17 protein-coding genes and 1 tRNA gene are annotated in these 16,291 nt (G+C 70.6%); 11 read left to right on the forward strand and 7 right to left on the reverse strand.

What is annotated here, in order from left to right; genetic code table 11:
• Together DEI93_RS14215 and DEI93_RS14220 are read right to left on the reverse strand one after the other, a co-directional pair.
• On the reverse strand, positions 1-597 hold the full coding sequence (locus tag DEI93_RS14215; protein ID WP_111010525.1) for a heme-binding beta-barrel domain-containing protein: 597 nt from the start codon (positions 595-597) through the stop codon (positions 1-3).
• 247 nt (positions 598-844) lie between these two features.
• Positions 845-1,120, reverse strand: a complete 276-nt coding sequence (locus DEI93_RS14220; protein WP_111010526.1) for a hypothetical protein — start codon at positions 1,118-1,120, stop codon at positions 845-847.
• Positions 1,121-1,259: 139 nt separating this feature from the next.
• Between DEI93_RS14220 and DEI93_RS14225 the strand changes: the two genes are divergently transcribed.
• The 8 genes from DEI93_RS14225 (at position 1,260) to pstB (ending at position 10,427) form a co-directional block, all read left to right on the forward strand.
• Entirely contained in the window at positions 1,260-1,949 is a 690-nt protein-coding gene (locus tag DEI93_RS14225) for a winged helix-turn-helix domain-containing protein (RefSeq protein ID WP_181434755.1), read from the forward strand.
• On the forward strand, positions 1,942-2,817 hold the full coding sequence (gene mshD, locus DEI93_RS14230; protein WP_111010528.1) for a mycothiol synthase: 876 nt from the start codon (positions 1,942-1,944) through the stop codon (positions 2,815-2,817). Before DEI93_RS14225 ends, mshD begins: the two co-directional genes overlap by 8 nt.
• A 91-nt stretch (positions 2,818-2,908) precedes the next feature.
• Positions 2,909-5,074 carry an RNA degradosome polyphosphate kinase gene (locus tag DEI93_RS14235; RefSeq protein ID WP_111010529.1) on the forward strand — a complete coding sequence of 722 codons (2,166 nt, stop codon included), beginning with the start codon at positions 2,909-2,911 and terminating at the stop codon, positions 5,072-5,074.
• Complete coding sequence (locus DEI93_RS14240; protein WP_111010530.1) at positions 5,071-6,021, forward strand: NUDIX hydrolase; 951 nt, start codon at positions 5,071-5,073, stop codon at positions 6,019-6,021. The genes DEI93_RS14235 and DEI93_RS14240 overlap by 4 nt, the downstream gene beginning before the upstream one ends.
• Before the next feature lie 206 nt (positions 6,022-6,227).
• Entirely contained in the window at positions 6,228-7,349 is a 1,122-nt protein-coding gene (locus DEI93_RS14245) for a phosphate ABC transporter substrate-binding protein PstS (RefSeq protein ID WP_111010531.1), read from the forward strand.
• 201 nt (positions 7,350-7,550) lie between these two features.
• Positions 7,551-8,501 carry a phosphate ABC transporter permease subunit PstC gene (pstC, locus tag DEI93_RS14250; RefSeq protein WP_111011687.1) on the forward strand — a complete coding sequence of 317 codons (951 nt, stop codon included), beginning with the start codon at positions 7,551-7,553 and terminating at the stop codon, positions 8,499-8,501.
• A gap of 16 nt (positions 8,502-8,517) precedes the next feature.
• On the forward strand, positions 8,518-9,597 hold the full coding sequence (gene pstA / locus DEI93_RS14255) for a phosphate ABC transporter permease PstA (RefSeq protein ID WP_111011686.1): 1,080 nt from the start codon (positions 8,518-8,520) through the stop codon (positions 9,595-9,597).
• A 50-nt stretch (positions 9,598-9,647) separates the two neighbouring features.
• Positions 9,648-10,427 (forward strand): phosphate ABC transporter ATP-binding protein PstB, encoded by a 780-nt coding sequence (pstB, locus tag DEI93_RS14260; RefSeq protein ID WP_111011685.1) that lies wholly within the window; start codon positions 9,648-9,650, stop codon positions 10,425-10,427.
• 91 nt (positions 10,428-10,518) lie between these two features.
• On the opposite strand, the gene DEI93_RS14265 is transcribed toward pstB, so the two are convergent.
• From DEI93_RS14265 to DEI93_RS14275, 3 genes are all read right to left on the reverse strand, one after another.
• Entirely contained in the window at positions 10,519-11,412 is an 894-nt protein-coding gene (locus tag DEI93_RS14265) for an anti-sigma factor domain-containing protein (protein ID WP_111025722.1), read from the reverse strand.
• Positions 11,409-12,011, reverse strand: a complete 603-nt coding sequence (sigK, locus tag DEI93_RS14270) for an ECF RNA polymerase sigma factor SigK (protein ID WP_111011683.1) — start codon at positions 12,009-12,011, stop codon at positions 11,409-11,411. The genes DEI93_RS14265 and sigK overlap by 4 nt, the downstream gene beginning before the upstream one ends.
• A 634-nt stretch (positions 12,012-12,645) precedes the next feature.
• A complete protein-coding gene (locus tag DEI93_RS14275) occupies positions 12,646-13,275 on the reverse strand; it encodes a DNA-directed RNA polymerase subunit beta (RefSeq protein WP_111011682.1) in 630 nt (209 codons plus the stop codon).
• 78 nt (positions 13,276-13,353) lie between these two features.
• Between DEI93_RS14275 and DEI93_RS14280 the strand changes: the two genes are divergently transcribed.
• The 3 genes from DEI93_RS14280 (at position 13,354) to DEI93_RS14290 (ending at position 14,443) form a co-directional block, all read left to right on the forward strand.
• Positions 13,354-13,426, forward strand: a tRNA-Lys gene (locus tag DEI93_RS14280).
• Positions 13,427-13,638: 212 nt separating this feature from the next.
• A complete protein-coding gene (locus tag DEI93_RS14285) occupies positions 13,639-13,842 on the forward strand; it encodes a cold-shock protein (protein WP_111011681.1) in 204 nt (67 codons plus the stop codon).
• Between the two features lie 283 nt (positions 13,843-14,125).
• Entirely contained in the window at positions 14,126-14,443 is a 318-nt protein-coding gene (locus DEI93_RS14290) for a hypothetical protein (protein ID WP_111013076.1), read from the forward strand.
• A 58-nt stretch (positions 14,444-14,501) separates the two neighbouring features.
• Here DEI93_RS14290 and DEI93_RS14295 read toward each other — a convergent pair whose 3' ends face one another.
• Positions 14,502-15,437 (reverse strand): aldose 1-epimerase family protein, encoded by a 936-nt coding sequence (locus DEI93_RS14295; protein ID WP_111011511.1) that lies wholly within the window; start codon positions 15,435-15,437, stop codon positions 14,502-14,504.
• On the reverse strand, positions 15,434-16,282 hold the full coding sequence (locus DEI93_RS14300) for a DeoR/GlpR family DNA-binding transcription regulator (protein ID WP_111011512.1): 849 nt from the start codon (positions 16,280-16,282) through the stop codon (positions 15,434-15,436). The genes DEI93_RS14295 and DEI93_RS14300 overlap by 4 nt, the downstream gene beginning before the upstream one ends.
• Positions 16,283-16,291: the final 9 nt, after the last annotated feature.

A 16,291-nucleotide genomic window follows, 5' to 3' on the forward strand; every position in this document is an offset into this window, starting at 1 on the left:
TCACTCGACCCGGGCGAGCTGCCCGGAGGCGTGCGAGGTGAGTTCCTGCCCGAGCGCCGCGATGTCCCACGCCCAGAACAGCTTGCCCTCGACGAGGCCGTACATGCGCGTCGCCGCGGAGTACTCCTTGGCGTTCGAGGAGCGCATCACGGCATCGGTCGACAGATCGATCCGGGGCCCGTGGATGCGCCCGACGTAGAGCTCGTTGACGCCGGTCGGGTGGATGATCGAGGCCTCGATGTCGAAGCCGTCGTCGTTGTTGCGGAGCGCCTCGACGCTCCGGGCCGTGGTGAACGGCATTGCGCCTTCGCCGAGGAGCATGGCGGGACCGCGGTCCCCCGGCTCGGACGGACGGTCGAGCCGCCAGTACCCCATCTCGGCGGTGAGTGGCGTCTGCCGTTCGTCGAGGAGCCAGGCGGACGACGAGTAGTTGAGGTAGGGCAGGCCGTCGTGGCTGAAGCTGACCCGCTGGCCGAACTCGTGCTCACGGACGTCGTCGCCCACGGGGTAGTGCACGACGCCCGTGCCTTCCCACACGCCGATGAGCCAGGACAGTGGGACGAGCTCGGCCGGGAGGTTCGATGGGATGTCGATCATCGGGTCAGCGCTGACCCTTGAAGAGCTTGACGAGCACGACGACCGATGTGAACGCGATGGCGAGCGACGCGAGCCCGAGGAGACCCACGTAGAAGAGCTCGAGCGGGAGCAGCGAATCCATGCCCGGAGTCTACGCGGCGGCCCTGACGCTCCCGCGTCCGGCGCGGACGGCGAGCCGCAGGCCGGGCGATCCGTCAGGCCGTCGGCCCCGTCCGGCCGGTGGCGCCCGTGCTGCCCGTCGCGCCCGTCACGCTCGGACGAGCAGCAGGACGGTCCCGACGAGCACCACGACGAACGCCCCGGACGACGCCGCACTGATGCGGAGCACGAGTCCGTCCTTGGTCTGGGTCGCGAGCTGGAGCACGAAGCCGACGAGCACGCTGCCCACGAGCACGAGGAGCATCCAGGCGAAGGGGTCCTCGTGCGCGAGCAGCAGGACGAGGACGGCCCCGACCACGGCGAGCACCCACACCGGGACGACCGACAGGGTGGTCATGCGGCTCGTCCGTGTCGTGTCGCTCATCGTCACATCATCGCACCGGTGCGGGGCGTGCGGCCGGTGCCGGGACCGGGACCGGGACCGGGAGCGGGACCGGGCGCAGGGTCCGTCCGGGGGCGTCACTAGGATGTGGGGGACCGCCCCGACCCGTCCTGGAGGTTCCGTGGCCCAGCTGCTGGTGCTCACCTCGACCGCGCCCGGTGAGGTGCTGCCCGCGCTCGGTCTCCTGAGCCACCGCATCCGACATGTCCCGGCCGAGGCCTCGCAGCTGGTCAACGCGCCGTCGAGCGACCTCATGTTCGTCGACGCCCGGACGGACCTCGTGAGCGCGAAGTCCCTCTGCAAGATCCTCTCGACCACCGGATCGACCACGCCGGTCGTGCTCGTCGTGACCGAGGGTGGACTCACCGCGGTGAACAGCGAGTGGAGCATCGACGACGTCGTGCTCGAGACCGCCGGCCCGGCCGAGGTCGACGCCCGCATCCGCCTCGTCGTGGGTCGGGCCTCCCAGGCGCAGTCCGGGTCGAAGATCCAGGCGTCGGGCGTCGTCATCGACGAGGCGAGCTACTCGGCCAAGGTGCGCGGCCGGCCGCTCGACCTCACCTTCAAGGAGTTCGAGCTCCTCCGCTTCTTCGCGACCCACCCCTCACGGGTGTTCACGCGCGAGCAGCTGCTCAGCGAGGTCTGGGGCTACGACTACTTCGGCGGCACGCGCACGGTCGACGTCCACGTCCGGCGCCTGCGCGCGAAGCTCGGGGACCTCGAGTCGCTCATCGGCACGGTCCGCAACGTCGGCTACCGCTTCAACGTGTACGACGACGACGCCGACCGGTTGGCCGGCGACGGTGTCTGACACCGCAGCGGGTGACCTCGTCCGGGCGCTCGCGGCCGAGGCCGCCGCCCACGGCGAGGCACCGCCGTTCTCCGACCAGACCCTCGTCGACGTCCGCGCCGGACGCGCCCGCGTCCTCAGCGACGACGACGGCCGCGGGGTCGCGGTGCTGCGCGACGGCGAACTCGAACTCGCGGTCGGCCGGGAGGCCCGGGGCCGCGGCATCGGGACCGCGCTCGTCGACCGTGCGCTCGCGGTCCGACCGGCTCCGTCGCTCGCATGGGCCCACGGCGACGCACCGGCGGCGCAGGCCCTCGCGGCCCGGGCCGGGTGGCACCCCGTCCGCCGGCTGCTCCAGCTGCGCGCCCCACTCACGGAGGGAAGCGCAGGGGCCGGGACCGCACCGGCGGGCGGAGGCGAGGTCCGCGTCGCGGCCGACCCGGGCCTCCCGGCCGACCAGCACGTCGACGCGTTCCGTCCGGGCATCGACGAGGACGCCTGGCTCGACCTCAACGCCGCCGCGTTCGCGCACCACCCGGAGCAGGGCCGGATGACGCTCGACGACCTCCGCGACCGCGAGCGCGAGCCGTGGTTCGACGGTGCCGACCTGCTCCTCCTCCGACGCGGAGACGACCCCCGGCTCGCCGGCTCCTGCTGGCTCAAGGTCGAGGACGGCATCGGTGAGTTCTACGCCGTGGCCGTGCGCCCGGACCTGCAGGGGCAGGGGATCGGCGGCGTGCTCATGCGCGCGGGGATGGCGCGTCTGCGCGGGCGGGGACTCACCGCGGCGGCGCTCTACGTCGAGGGCGACAACGTCCCGGCGCTCGCGCTCTACCGTCGCGCCGGGTTCACCGAGCACGCGGTGGACGTGCAGTACGCGGCGCCCTGACCGACGCCTCCACGTCGTCCGTTCACCCTGGGTTCTCCACGAGGTCGTCCTACCACCACCGCGTGGGGGACCCGGATGGCAGGATGAGTCCATGGAAACCGAGCCGCAGCTGGACGGCGAATCCGTCACCCCGGATCTCGACGACTTCGACGAGATCGTCCGCGTCGAGCACGAGTCGTTGCCGACGGATCGGTACTTCGACCGCGAGCTCAGCTGGCTCCGGTTCAACCAGCGCGTGCTCGAACTCGGCGAGGACCGCGCGGTTCCCCTGCTCGAGCGTGCGAACTTCCTCGCGATCTTCGCCTCGAACCTCGACGAGTTCTTCATGGTGCGCATCGCGGGGCTCAAGCGCCGCATCGACACCGGCATCGCCGTGCCGACGAACGTGGGCCGCGCCCCGCTCGACGTGCTCGCCGACATCGCCCGCGACGCCCACGAGCTCCAGGACCGCCACGCGCACGCCTTCCGCGACTCGCTCAAGCCCGACCTCGACGCCGCGGGGATCCACGTCGAGAACTGGTCGGACCTGGCCGAGGCCGACCGCGTCCGGATGGACGAGTACTTCACCGACCAGATCTTCCCGGTGCTCATGCCCCTGGCGGTCGACCCGGCCCACCCGTTCCCCTACATCTCGGGGCTCTCCCTCAACCTCGCGGTGCGGGTCCGGAACCCCAAGACGGAGCGACAGGAGTTCGCCCGGCTCAAGGTGCCGCAGAACTTCCCGCGCTTCGTGCAGCTCCCGGACGACGGGTCGGGGCGGCTGCGCTTCATCCCGCTCGAGGACCTCATCGCGAACCACCTGGACGACCTGTTCCCCGGCATGCAGGTGGTCGAGCACCACGTGTTCCGCGTCACCCGCAACGAGGACGTCGAGATCGAGGAGGACGAGGCCGAGAACCTCCTGCAGGCGCTCGAGCGCGAGCTGCTCCGACGCCGGTTCGGGCCGCCGATCCGCCTCGAGATCACCGAGGACATGGACCCGGTGACCCTCGACCTGCTCATCCGCGAGCTCGACGTCACCGAGCAAGAGGTCTTCCGTCTGCCGTCGCCGCTGGACCTCGGCGGACTGTTCGAGATCGCCAAGATCAACCGCCCGGAGTTGCACTACCCGCGGCACGTGCCCACCACGGCGGTGCAGCTGCAGCCCGACGAGCCGAACATGAAGCCCGACCTGTTCCGTGCGATCGGACGCGAAGACGTCCTCGTCCACCACCCGTACGAGTCCTTCTCCACGAGCGTGCAGGCGTTCCTGCAGCAGGCCGCCGCCGATCCGAACGTCCTGGCCATCAAGCAGACGCTTTACCGGACGTCGGGTGACAGCCCCATCGTCGAGGCCCTGATCGACGCCGCGGAGGCCGGCAAGCAGGTGCTCGCACTCGTCGAGATCAAGGCCCGGTTCGACGAGCAGAACAACATCGGCTGGGCGCGCAAGCTCGAGCGTGCCGGGGTGCACGTCGTCTACGGACTCGTCGGGCTCAAGACGCACTGCAAGATCGCCCTGGTGATCCGCCAGGAGAAGAACGGACTGCGGCACTACACGCACATCGGCACGGGCAACTACAACCCGAAGACGAGCCGTATCTACGAGGACATGGGGCTGTTCACCACCGACGATCAGGTCGGCAAGGACGTCACCCGCCTGTTCAACGAGCTGTCCGGCTACGCGATCGAGAAGAAGTTCAAGCGGCTGCTCGTCGCCCCGCTCCACCTCCGCAAGGGCCTGCTCAAGCGGATCCACACCGAGACGGTGAACGCGCTCGCGGGCAAGCCCTCGGGCATCCGGATCAAGGTGAACTCGATGGTCGACGAGGAGATCATCGACGCCCTGTACCTCGCCAGCCAGGCGGGTGTCCCGATCGACATCTGGGTCCGTGGCATCTGCTCGCTCAAGCCCGCGATGGAGGGCTACAGCGAGACCATCCGCGTGCGCTCCATCGTCGGCCGGTACCTCGAGCACTCGCGGGTCTTCTCGTTCCACAACGACGGCGACCCGGCGGTCTACATCGGCAGTGCCGACATGATGCACCGCAACCTCGACCGCCGCGTCGAGGCCCTCGTCCGACTCACCGCGCCGCGGCACATCGACGAGATGGAGCGGCTGTTCGACCTCGCGATGGCCGACACCACGAGCTCGTGGCACCTCGAGTCCGACGGCGAGTGGACCCGGCACGCGGTGGACGACGACGGCGAACCCCTACTCGACCTGCAGGACAGCCTGATGCGCCAGATCTCAGCGCGGAAGCGTTCCTCCCGATGAGCCAGACGACACCCGACGGCCTCGTGGTCGCCGCCGGTGCCGTGTGCTGGCGACGGCACGAGAGCGGCCCCCAGGTGCTCCTGATCCACCGCGAGCACCACAAGGACGTCTCGTTCCCCAAGGGCAAGGTGGACCCGGGCGAGTCGGTGCCGCATGCAGCGGTCCGCGAGATCCGTGAGGAGACGGGCTACCGCGTGCACCTCGGCGCCCCGATCGGCACGGCCGAGTACGTGCTCCCGAACGGCCGCGACAAGGTCGTCCACTACTGGGTGGCTCAGGTCAAGGACACCGAGATCGAGCGGGCCGGGGCCTTCCACCCGAACGACGAGGTCGCTGCGCTCGAGTGGGTGGACATCGACGCCGCACGGTCGATGCTCACGTACGAGCGCGACATCGCCATCCTCGACCGCTTCGCCGAACGGGCCGCCGTGGGCCAGCACCGGACGTTCGCGATGATCGCCCTCCGGCACGGCAAGACCACGCCGCGGCACCAGTGGAGCGGACCCGACGCCACCCGGCCACTCCTGCCGGTCGGGCGGACGCAGGCCAAGCAGGTCGCGCCGGCGATCGCCGCCTTCGGCCCGCGGAAGATCGTGAGCAGCACGGCCGCGCGATGCCTGGCGACGGTCGAGCCGCTCTCGGCGCAGACGAAGATCGGCGTCACGAGCACCGCCGACATCAGCCAGGACGCCCACGAGCACGGCAAGAGCGACGTGCCGGGGGTCGTGCGCAAGCGGCTCCGGAAGGGACGCACCACCGTGCTCTGCTCGCACGGCCCGGTGCTCCCCGACATCATCGCGCACATCGCCGCTGCGACCTCGGGCGAGGACTCGCGCTTCGACCTGCACCGGGCCGCGATGCTCTCGACCGGGGACTTCGCGGTGCTGCACATCGCCGACGACGAGCTCATCGCCGTCGAGACCCACTCGTCCGGCGTCCACGACTGACGCGCCTGCGGTGCCGGAGCGGGCACACACGGATCCACGTATAGCGCGCTCGGCACTGCGCCGCACGATCCCGCGATCCCGTTCCCCGCTCGTTCACCCGTCGTTCACCGAGCGGCGTCGTCCCCGTCACTTCCCTTCCTTACTGTCACTCGCAGGTCGGCCACCCACCGGCCGCCCCTGCACCTGACATCCCCGAAGGGACCCCTGTGAACATCAAGCGAATCGGTTCGGTCGCGGCCATCGCGATCGCCGGCGCGATCGTGCTCTCCTCCTGCGCGGCGAACGAGGGCAGCGGCAGCGGCAGCTCCGCCAGCGCCTCGTCCTCCGCCTCGACGGGCGCGGACCTCTCCAGCCTCTCCGGCACCCTGAACGGCATCGGCTCGAGCGCGCAGGGGACCGCCGAGACGACCTGGATCTCGGGCTTCCAGTCGAAGGCGTCCGGCGTGACGGTCAACTACAACCCGCAGGGCTCCGGCGCGGGCCGCTCGAGCTTCATCTCGGGTGCCGCCGACTTCGCCGGCTCCGACGCAGCACTCGCCGACACCGAGCTGTCGGGCGACTTCAAGGAGTGCAAGACCGGCACCAAGGGCATCGACCTGCCGATCTACATCTCGCCGATCGCCATCGCCTACAAGGTCGACGGCGTCAAGAACCTCACGCTCGACGCCGAGACCGTCGCCGGCATCTTCAAGGGCACGATCACCAAGTGGAACGACCCGGCGATCGCCAAGCTCAACAAGAGCGCGTCGCTGCCGTCCGCCTCGATCAACGTGATCCACCGCTCGGACGACTCGGGCACGACGCAGAACTTCACCGAGTACCTCTCGGCGAACGCGTCGGACGTCTGGAACGCCGCCCCGAGCCAGACCTACCCGTACAAGGTCGGTGACGGCGCGCAGGGCACCTCGGGTGTCGCGAGCGCCATGGGTGGTGCGTCGAACTCGATCACCTACATCGACGACTCCGGCGCCGGCAGCCTCTCGAAGGCCAAGCTCATGGTCGGCGGCACCGCCACCAAGATCAGCGCCGACGGCGCCGCCAAGGTCGTCGCGGACTCCGACGTCGTGTCGGGCCGCGCGAAGAACGACCTGGCGATCGACATCAACCGCAAGGACACCGCGAAGGGCGCCTGGCCGCTCGTGCTCGTCTCGTACGCCATCGCGTGCCAGCAGTACAGCGACAGCAGCAAGGCCGACCTCGTCAAGGCGTACCTGAACTACGTCGCCTCGTCGGACGCCCAGCAGGCCGCCGCGCAGCAGGCCGGCTCTGCCCCGCTGTCCTCGGACCTCGCGAGCAAGGTCCAGAAGGCCGTCGCCACCATCAAGTGACACCGTGTCAGCCCAGACGCCCGGTCACCACCCATCCGACCGGACGTCTGGGCCGGACCCGTTCACGGGCCTGACCGCGAGCGGCTCCGACCGGCGCGCGGTCCACCCGACCCGCACCGTTCCTCCCGGCCCCCAGCCACCGCAGCCACCGAGCACACCCCACCCGACGCCTCCCCCGGCGCCCTCCCCGACAGGAGCCCCATGTCCGCAGCCCCGGCACCGCAGCCGCAGGCCGTGCAGCCCCCGAAGCCGCGTGCGACCGTCCGCATCGGCGACCGCATGTTCTCCACCGCGACCGTCCTGGCCGGCGGGCTCATCCTCCTCGTCCTCGCCCTCGTCGCCCTGTTCCTCGTCTGGCAGAGCATCCCGGCGTTCTCCGCCAAGCCCGGGGACCTGCCGAACGACGCGACGGGCTTCTGGGACTACGTCGGTCCCCTCGTCTTCGGGACCGTCTGGGCGGCGCTCCTCGCGCTCGTCATGGCGACGCCGATCTCCATCGGCATCGCCCTCTTCATCTCGCACTACGCGCCGCGCCGGATGGCCGCCCTGCTCGGGTACGTGATCGACCTGCTCGCCGCCGTACCGAGCGTCGTGTTCGGCCTGTGGGGCGTCCTGGTCCTGGCTCGCTTCGTGCAGCCCTTCTACGTCTTCCTCAACCACTCCCTCGGCTGGTTCCCGCTGTTCTCCGGACAGGTGTCCGGCACGGGTCGCACGATCCTGACGGCGGCGATCGTGCTCGCGGTCATGACGATCCCGATCATGACCGCGGTCATGCGCGAGATCTTCCTGCAGGCGCCGCGCCTCAACGAGGAGGCCGCCCTGGCCCTCGGTGCCACGCGCTGGGAGATGATCCGGCTGTCGGTGTTCCCGTTCGCCCGGTCCGGCATGGTCTCGGCGATCATGCTCGGCCTCGGGCGCGCGCTGGGCGAGACACTCGCGGTCGCCATCGTGCTGTCCGTGTCGAACAGCGTCACGCCGAAGGTGCTCACCTCGCTCAACCCGAGCACCATCGCCGCGAACATCGCGCTGCAGTTCAGCGAGGCGTCCGGCGTCAGGCTCAACGCGCTCGTCGCATCGGGCCTGATCCTGTTCGCCATCACCCTCGTGATCAACATCGCCGCGCGGTTCATCGTCCGCAAGCGCGTCGCCTGACGGGAAGGCCAGAACCATGACCATCGCGCTCCGCCCCGCCCGCGGCAACGTCTACGCGTCGGGCAAGCTCCCGAAGCCGTTCCCCTGGATCCTGCTCGCCGGCAGCTGGATCGCCTTCGGCCTCGTCTTCGCCCTGCTCAACGCGGGCGGTACCGTCGCGGACTTCAACGTCGTCGGCGCACTGTTCCTCGGGACCGTCCTGTTCGACGTCCTCATCGTCGTGATCTCGCGGATCGTCGAGGGTGGCCGCAAGGCGATCGACCGGCTCGTCACCTCGCTCGTCGCGACCGCGTTCATCGTCGCCGTGCTGCCGCTCGTGTCGCTGCTCTGGACCGTCATCGCCCAGGGGCTGCACCGCTTCGACGCCGAGTTCTTCACGTACTCGATGCGCAACGTCATCACCGTGGGCGGCGGCGCACTGCACGCCATCGTCGGCACCGTCGAGATCACCCTGCTCGCGACGCTCATCAGCGTGCCGATCGGGCTCCTCACCTCGATCTACCTCGTCGAGTACGGCCGCGGCTGGCTCGCCCGCGGCATCACGTTCTTCGTCGACGTCATGACCGGCATACCCTCGATCGTGGCAGGCCTGTTCGCCTACTCGCTGTTCGCGCTCATCGTCGGGCCGGGCACCCGCACGGGCGCGATCGGGTCGGTCGCGCTGTCGGTCCTCATGATCCCGGTCGTCGTCCGGTCGACCGAGGAGGTCCTGAAGATCGTCCCGATGGATCTCCGCGAGGCCTCGTACGCCCTCGGCGTGCCGAAGTGGCTCACCATCGTCAAGGTCGTGCTGCCCACGAGCCTCGCGGGCATCACCACCGGCGTCATGCTGGCGATCGCCCGCGTCATCGGCGAGACCGCCCCCCTGCTCGTCACCGCCGGCTTCACGACGAGCATGAACTACGACCTGTTCGGCAACCCGATGATGACGCTGCCCGTGTTCGCGTACACGCAGTACTCGCAGCAGGGCGCGAACCCCGTGCCGTTCGTCGACCGCGCCTGGACCGCAGCGCTCGTGCTCATCCTCATCGTCATGCTGCTCAACCTCATCGCCCGCTTGATCGCCCGCGTCTTCGCACCCAAGATCGGTCGGTAGCCACTCCCCCGGCCACCGGCACCCGACCACCCACCCCAGAAGGAACCAGCGTGTCCAAGCGCATCGAGGTCTCCGGCCTCAACGTCTACTACGACAAGTTCAAGGCCGTCGAGGACGTCTCGATGACGATCGAGCCGCGGACGGTCACCGCCTTCATCGGCCCGTCCGGCTGTGGCAAGTCGACGTTCCTCCGCACCCTGAACCGCATGCACGAGGTCATCCCCGGCGCGACGGTGCAGGGCGAGGTCCGCATCGACGGCGACGACCTCTACGCGCCCGGCGTCGACCCGGTGCTCGTACGTCGACAGGTCGGCATGGTCTTCCAGCGCGCCAACCCGTTCCCGACGATGTCGATCAAGGACAACGTCCTCGCCGGCGTCAAGCTCAACAACAAGCGCATCAGCCGCTCGGAGTCCGACGACATCGTCGAGAAGTCCCTGCAGGGCGCGAACCTGTGGAACGAGGTCAAGGACCGCCTCGACAAGCCCGGCATGGGCCTGTCCGGTGGTCAGCAGCAGCGCCTGTGCATCGCTCGGGCGATCGCGGTACAGCCCGACGTCCTGCTCATGGACGAACCCTGCTCGGCGCTCGACCCGATCTCGACCCTGGCGATCGAGGATCTCATCGAGGAGCTGAAGCAGGACTACACGATCGTCATCGTGACGCACAACATGCAGCAGGCGTCACGAGTCAGCGACAAGACCGCGTTCTTCAACATCGCGGGCACCGGCCAGCCCGGTCACCTCATCGAGTACGGCGAGACGGCGAACATCTTCTCGAACCCGACCGTGCAGGCCACCGAGGACTACGTCTCGGGCCGCTTCGGGTGATCCCACCGGCCACGCGCCGCGGGGCAGAGCGGATGACGGGAGGCGGTGCACCAGCAGGTGCACCGCCTCCCGTCCGTCCTGGACCTGGTCGTCAGGCGCTCGTGGGTACCGCCACGATCGGCTTCGTGGTCGGCTGCTTCGAGCCCCCGGCGGGTTCGACCGTGATGCCGATGGTGTCGCCCGCCGCCTTGGCGCCGGAGAGCACCGCGCTCGTCGTGCCACCGTCGACCGAGCCGACGAGTCCCGCCGGCGTGATCGAGGACCCGATGTACCAGAGTTCGTACGTCTTGCCGGCGGGCGCGGCCTTGACGCCCTTGAAGATCACGGCGGACTTGCGGAGCTGGTCGGACCACACGACCGTGGCCGTGCCTCCACCCTTGACCGTCGTCGACGCCCGCTGGAAGTCCGCGGCGGCGTAGATCTGGTCGAGCTTCGTCGAGGCCTGGACCTGCCCCTGTCCGGGTCCGGTCTCGTGCTCGGCGAGCGACTGGATCCCGAGGGTGCCGCCGGCGATCACGGCCACCGCGGCGGCGGCGGCCAGGACCACGCGAGCCGGACGCTGGAACCAGCGGACCCGCGCGTTCCCCGACGCCGTGCCGGCGGGGGCGGCGGTGACGTCCGTGACGGCCGCGTGCCGGGCCTCCCGGGCGACCGGCTGCGGCGCGACGGACTGTGCGGAGCCGGGCGCGGCGGCGGCGAGGTCACCCACGGACGAGCCGCCCTGTGCGTCCTCGACCGGCAGCGCCGGGAGCTGGGGCGTCGTGGCGATCTTCGCCATGAGCGCGGCCCGGAGGTCGCGCGGCGGCTCGACCGGCTCGACCGCGTAGGCCAGCAGCAGTGCGGTCTCATGGAGCGAGTCCACCTCGGCACGCACCGGGTCGGATGCGGCCATCGCCGCGTCGACCGCAGCGCGCTCGACGGCGTCGACCGCATCGGTCGCGTAGGAACCCGTCATGAGCGCCACGTCGTCGGGTCGGATGGTCATGACCTCACCCCCATCTCGTCGCGGAGTCGGATCATCCCGTCACGGAGACGGGTCTTCACGGTGCCGATCGGGACACCGAGGATCGCGGCCATCTCGCTGTGCGAGTAGCCGCCGTAGTAGGCCATGGTGACGGCCTGGCGTTGGAACTCGGTGAGGCGGGCGAGCGCCCGGCTCACCCGCTCGTGCTCGATGCGGATCTCGACCGACTCGGTCACCGAGTCGAAGTCCGTCTCGAAGTCGCGGATGCCCACCTTCGTGTCCCGGTCACGCGAGGACTGTGCGGCCCGCACCCGGTCGACCGCGCGTCGGTGCGCCATCGTCAGGATCCAGCTCGGGGCCGAACCGCGCGCGGCGTCGAACCGGCTGGCGTTCTGCCAGACCTCGAGGAAGACCTCTTGCGTCACCTCTTCGGACTGGGCATGATCTCGGAGCAGCCGCGTGATGAGACCCATGACGCGGCCCGAGAGCTGGTCGTACAGGGCTCCGAACGCCTCTTGATCGCCAGCGGCGACGCGCGTGAGGAGTTCGTCCGGCGACGCAACGAGTGGGGACGAGGGGGCCTCGTAGCCGTTCGTGTCGCGTTCCACGAGAGTCAGCATCGCAGGTTTTCCTCCTCACAGGGCGTCGGAGCGCAGCCGTTGTCCACGACGCGCTGGTGGTTCCGGGTACGTCGATGACGGCTGGACGGCGACGGCACCGGACCCCGTGCGACCCGCAGGGAATGGGCCGTCGGCCCGGGTCGCACGGGGTGGTTCCGGTGGTGAGCGGCCGTCCCGCCGTCACAGCAGGGATTCGGCGTCCCCCGCGGATCGGATTGGGCGGGCTTCCGGCGGGGTGCCGCGGAAGGTCCGGGGCGGCAGAAGGTCCGGGGCGGCGGACACGACAGTGCGGAGGTCGAACGACAGCGGCCCCGTCGACACCTGCGCCCGCACCCGCACCCGCACCCGCACCCGCACCCGCACCAGGCTCCAGCGGGACCGTCGTCGACACCGGACGCCCGATGATCCGGGTCGCGGGAACGACGACGGGCCCGGCGGAGGGAACCGCCGGGCCCGTCGTGACGTGGACGCCGGACCGCAGAAACGCCTCTCGGCGCGAGGCCGCTCGGAGCGGCGAATTTTGGAGCCCGGGGTTACTGCGGCCCGACGTGGACGAGTGTAGCGAAGGCGCCCTGGCCACCGTCGGGTGTTCACGCAGAGAGGACGTGCGCGCGCCCCGGGCGCGTCGGTGCGGTCAGTCGAGGCTGTCGCGGCGCCACAACCCGGCGGCCGCAGCGAGGTCCTCGGCGAGTTCGGACAGGCGCAACGCACGACGGGTGAGCTCGCTGGCTCGGTCCTCCGCCGTGAGGTCGGCGTCGTCCGCGACGCTCGTCGCTCCGGCGGCCGTCAGGCGGCAGAACGCCGCTCCGCGCTCGAGCGCGACCGCGAAGTCGCCGGTGTACAGGCCGCGGAGGATCTCGTCCGCCAGGGTGACGATCTCGGCCGGTCCGGTCGGTTGCTCCGCGCCCGCGACGGCCTGGTCGATCGTCGAGACGGCCTCGGTGCCGCGCTCGAAGAGGTACGCGACCTCGTCCGGGTTCTGCCGGATCAGGGTGCGGACGAGGTAGATCCGCCAGAGCGCACCGGGCAGGGTGTGTGCGCCGACCCGTGCCCAGAGCTCTGCGAGGGCGTCGATCCCGTGCACGTCCGTGTAGGTCACGAGGCGCTCGACGACGGCGGGGTCCGGATCGGTGCGGACGCGGTGCACCAACGCCGTCGCGGTCTCGTGCGCGACACGGTTGATGAGCGCCGGGTCGTTGCCGCCCTGGATGGCCTCGAACTCGGCGGCGGTGAACTGCACGGGTCGGTGGTAGTCGCGTGGCATCGGCGTCAGTGTAGGCGGGACCGGTGACACGGTGGTCAGGTGGGACGGCGCTCCGTCGGCCGATACGCTGGAGGGCGAGGGCCTCTAGCTCAGTCGGTAGAGCACCGGACTTTTAATCCGAGGGTCGTGGGTTCGAGCCCCACGGGGCCCACCGTCGCGAACGCGATCCGGGGCGCCCCTCCGAGTGGTGGCGGCAGCGGCGCGGGTCTCCGTCCGGGTGACGGGACCGTGACCCGCAGATGAAATACGCACATCCATCGGATCCACCGTCGCGTTGTCAGGCCGGATGCCGTAGGTTGGGCGGACAGTCGATGCGCAGAACAGACGCGTACCGCACCAGCAGAACAAGGAAACAACGCAGTCATGGCTACAGGCATCGTCAAGTGGTTCAACGCCGAGAAGGGTTTCGGCTTCATCGCTGCCGACGACGGCAGCGGCGACCTCTTCGCTCACTACTCCGCCATCCAGACGGGCGGCTACCGCTCGCTGGAGGAGAACCAGCGCGTCGAGTTCGACGTCGCGACCAGCCCGAAGGGGCTCCAGGCGGAGAACATCCGCGTCATCTGACCTCCCGGTCTCTGTTCGGAGCGCGGGTCCCTCATCGGGGCCCGCGCTTCGTCGTTCCCGGGGCGTCCGCTCGGGGGCACGGTCGGCGTCCCCGCGCCTCGGGCGACGCGCCCGAGGTGGGCGCAGCGGGGTACACGCGCTCCTCAGCGCTGTCACGGCTGATCTTGTCCACTGTTCAGCTGCCGCTCAGTGGTTCGAGGGGGAGGCGCCGATAGCGTCGTTCGCGGATCCACCACGTGGGTCCCGACACTGGCACCACCAGCAACGACGAACGGGGTACACCGTGACCGAACCCATCCACGACACGCACACCAGCACCACCGGCGCAGCGCGACGGGCGATGGCCCCGGCCACGGGGCGCCTCGCGCTCTCCGATGACCGCCTGCTCGACGAGCTCCGCCGCAACGCGCGGGTCTCGACGCGGCGGATCCGCGCGGACTTCGTCGAGGTGCACACGCCCACGCGCGTGCTCGGGTACGTCAAGGGGCAGCGCAAGTCCTTCGTGGCGCTCCGCGGGGACGACCCCGCCTGGGCCGAGGAGATCGGCCGCTACCCGTCCGAGTCCCTCGCGGTCGAGGCCCTCCGCATGCGCCGAGCCTGAGCCGCTCCCGCGCCCGGTCGCGCCCCCGCTCCCACGCCCCCTCCCGCCCCCGCTCCCGCTACCGCGACCAGACCCGGCGGATGCCCCAGCTGCCGGTCCACGCTTCGTCCGGTTCGAGCCAGCGCAGCCCCTCACCGCTGTTGAGGGCGTTCGCGGGCGCGGTCATCGGCTCGACCGCGAGCGCGAGCCCGACACCGTCGCCGCGGGGGAACTCGCGCGAGGTGAACACCTGCACGTAGGGGAACGAGGCGTCCTGCCAGAGTTCGACGCCGTCGCCGTCGGCCGCCCGGACGGTGGTCCGTCGCACGCCCTCGGCGTCGGCGGCGACGTCCGTGTACGCGGTGTCGAGGTCGCTCTCGCCCACGACGCGGCCACCCCGGAGGTCGAACGGCATCCCCTCGACCGACTCGGAGCCGTCCGGCACCTTGTGCTCGTCGGTCGTGAACCGGGTCGCGGCGTCCAGGGTGACGGTGAGTTCCTCGACGGGGGCGTCCCCCGCCCGCAGGTACGGGTGGTTGCCGACGGCGAACGGCGCACGGCGATCGGACCGGTTGACGATCTCGTGCGTGACGCGCAGGCCGTCGTCGACGAGTTCGTGGTGCACGCGGGTCTCGAGCAGGAACGGCCACCCGTGCTGCGGGTACACCGTCGCCTCCTGCACCAGCGTCGACTCGGTCTGCTCGACGACGCGGTAGGGCGCGTAGCGCAGGAGCCCGTGGCTGGCGTTGCCGTACTTCGGCTCGGTGACGTCGAGCTGCTGGGTCGTGCCGTCGAGCTGCCACGTCGCCCCGGCGACGCGGTTCGGCCACGGGACGAGGACGATCCCGCACGCGCCCGCGGGCATCTCGTGCGGACCGAACGACTCGGTGAGCGCGAACCCGTTCACGCTGAGCTGCCGGATGCCGGCCGCGACCTGGGTGATGTCGGCCTCGACGACACCGTCGGGCCCGGCGTGCCGCAGGTGGTACTGGCCGCCGGTGGGTGCTCCGCTCATGCGTGGTCCTCCTCGGGATCGTCCGCCACGAGCACCTGGACGCCCGCGGCACGGATGGGGGCGAGGTCGAACCCGCGCACGCCGGCGGTCACGAGGACGTCGACGCTGTCGAGGGCACCGACCACACCGATGTGGGACCGACCGAGCTTCGCCCCGTCGGCAACGACGACAGTACGCCGAGCCGCTCCGGCGAGCAGGCGCTTGACCTCGGTCTCCGGCAGGTTGACGTTCGTGACGCCGCGTTCGACGGACACGCCCGTGCAGCCGATGATCGCCAGGTCGGCGGCGATCATCGGGAGGACCGTGCCGACGAACGGGGAGACGAGCGAGTGCTGCAGGGGACGCAGCGTGCCGCCGGTCACGACGACCGTGAACCGGGGCACGGCCCGCTCGAGCACGAGCGCGTTCGTCAGGGAGTTCGTGACGACGGTGACGTCGGCGAGGTCGCGGCGGGCGACGAGTTCCTCGGCGACGGCGGCGGGCGTGGTGCCGACGTCGAGCACGACGCACTCCCCCGACCGGACGAGGGCAGCGGCGGCCCGGCCGATCGCCCGCTTCGCGGCGGCGTGCTCGACCGCGGTCTCCTCGTAGGGGCGTTCGTCGCGCCCGGGCTGCGCCGGGCGCAGGGCACCACCGTGCACACGTCGGATCCGGCCGGCGGCGTCGAGGGTCGCGAGGTCGGCGCGGACGGTCACCGCACTGGTCCCCACGGCGGCGGCGAGGTCGGCGGTCCGGACGAGGCCCGGTGCCTCCTCGACGAGTTCGACGATGCGGTCGTGGCGCAGAACGGCCGGCAGCGCGCTCGGCTCCGCCGCGTCGGGGTCCCGCTGCGACAGGTCGGTCATCGCACCAGT

This window comes from Curtobacterium sp. MCBD17_035, from assembly GCF_003234815.2.
Taxonomy (GTDB): domain Bacteria; phylum Actinomycetota; class Actinomycetes; order Actinomycetales; family Microbacteriaceae; genus Curtobacterium.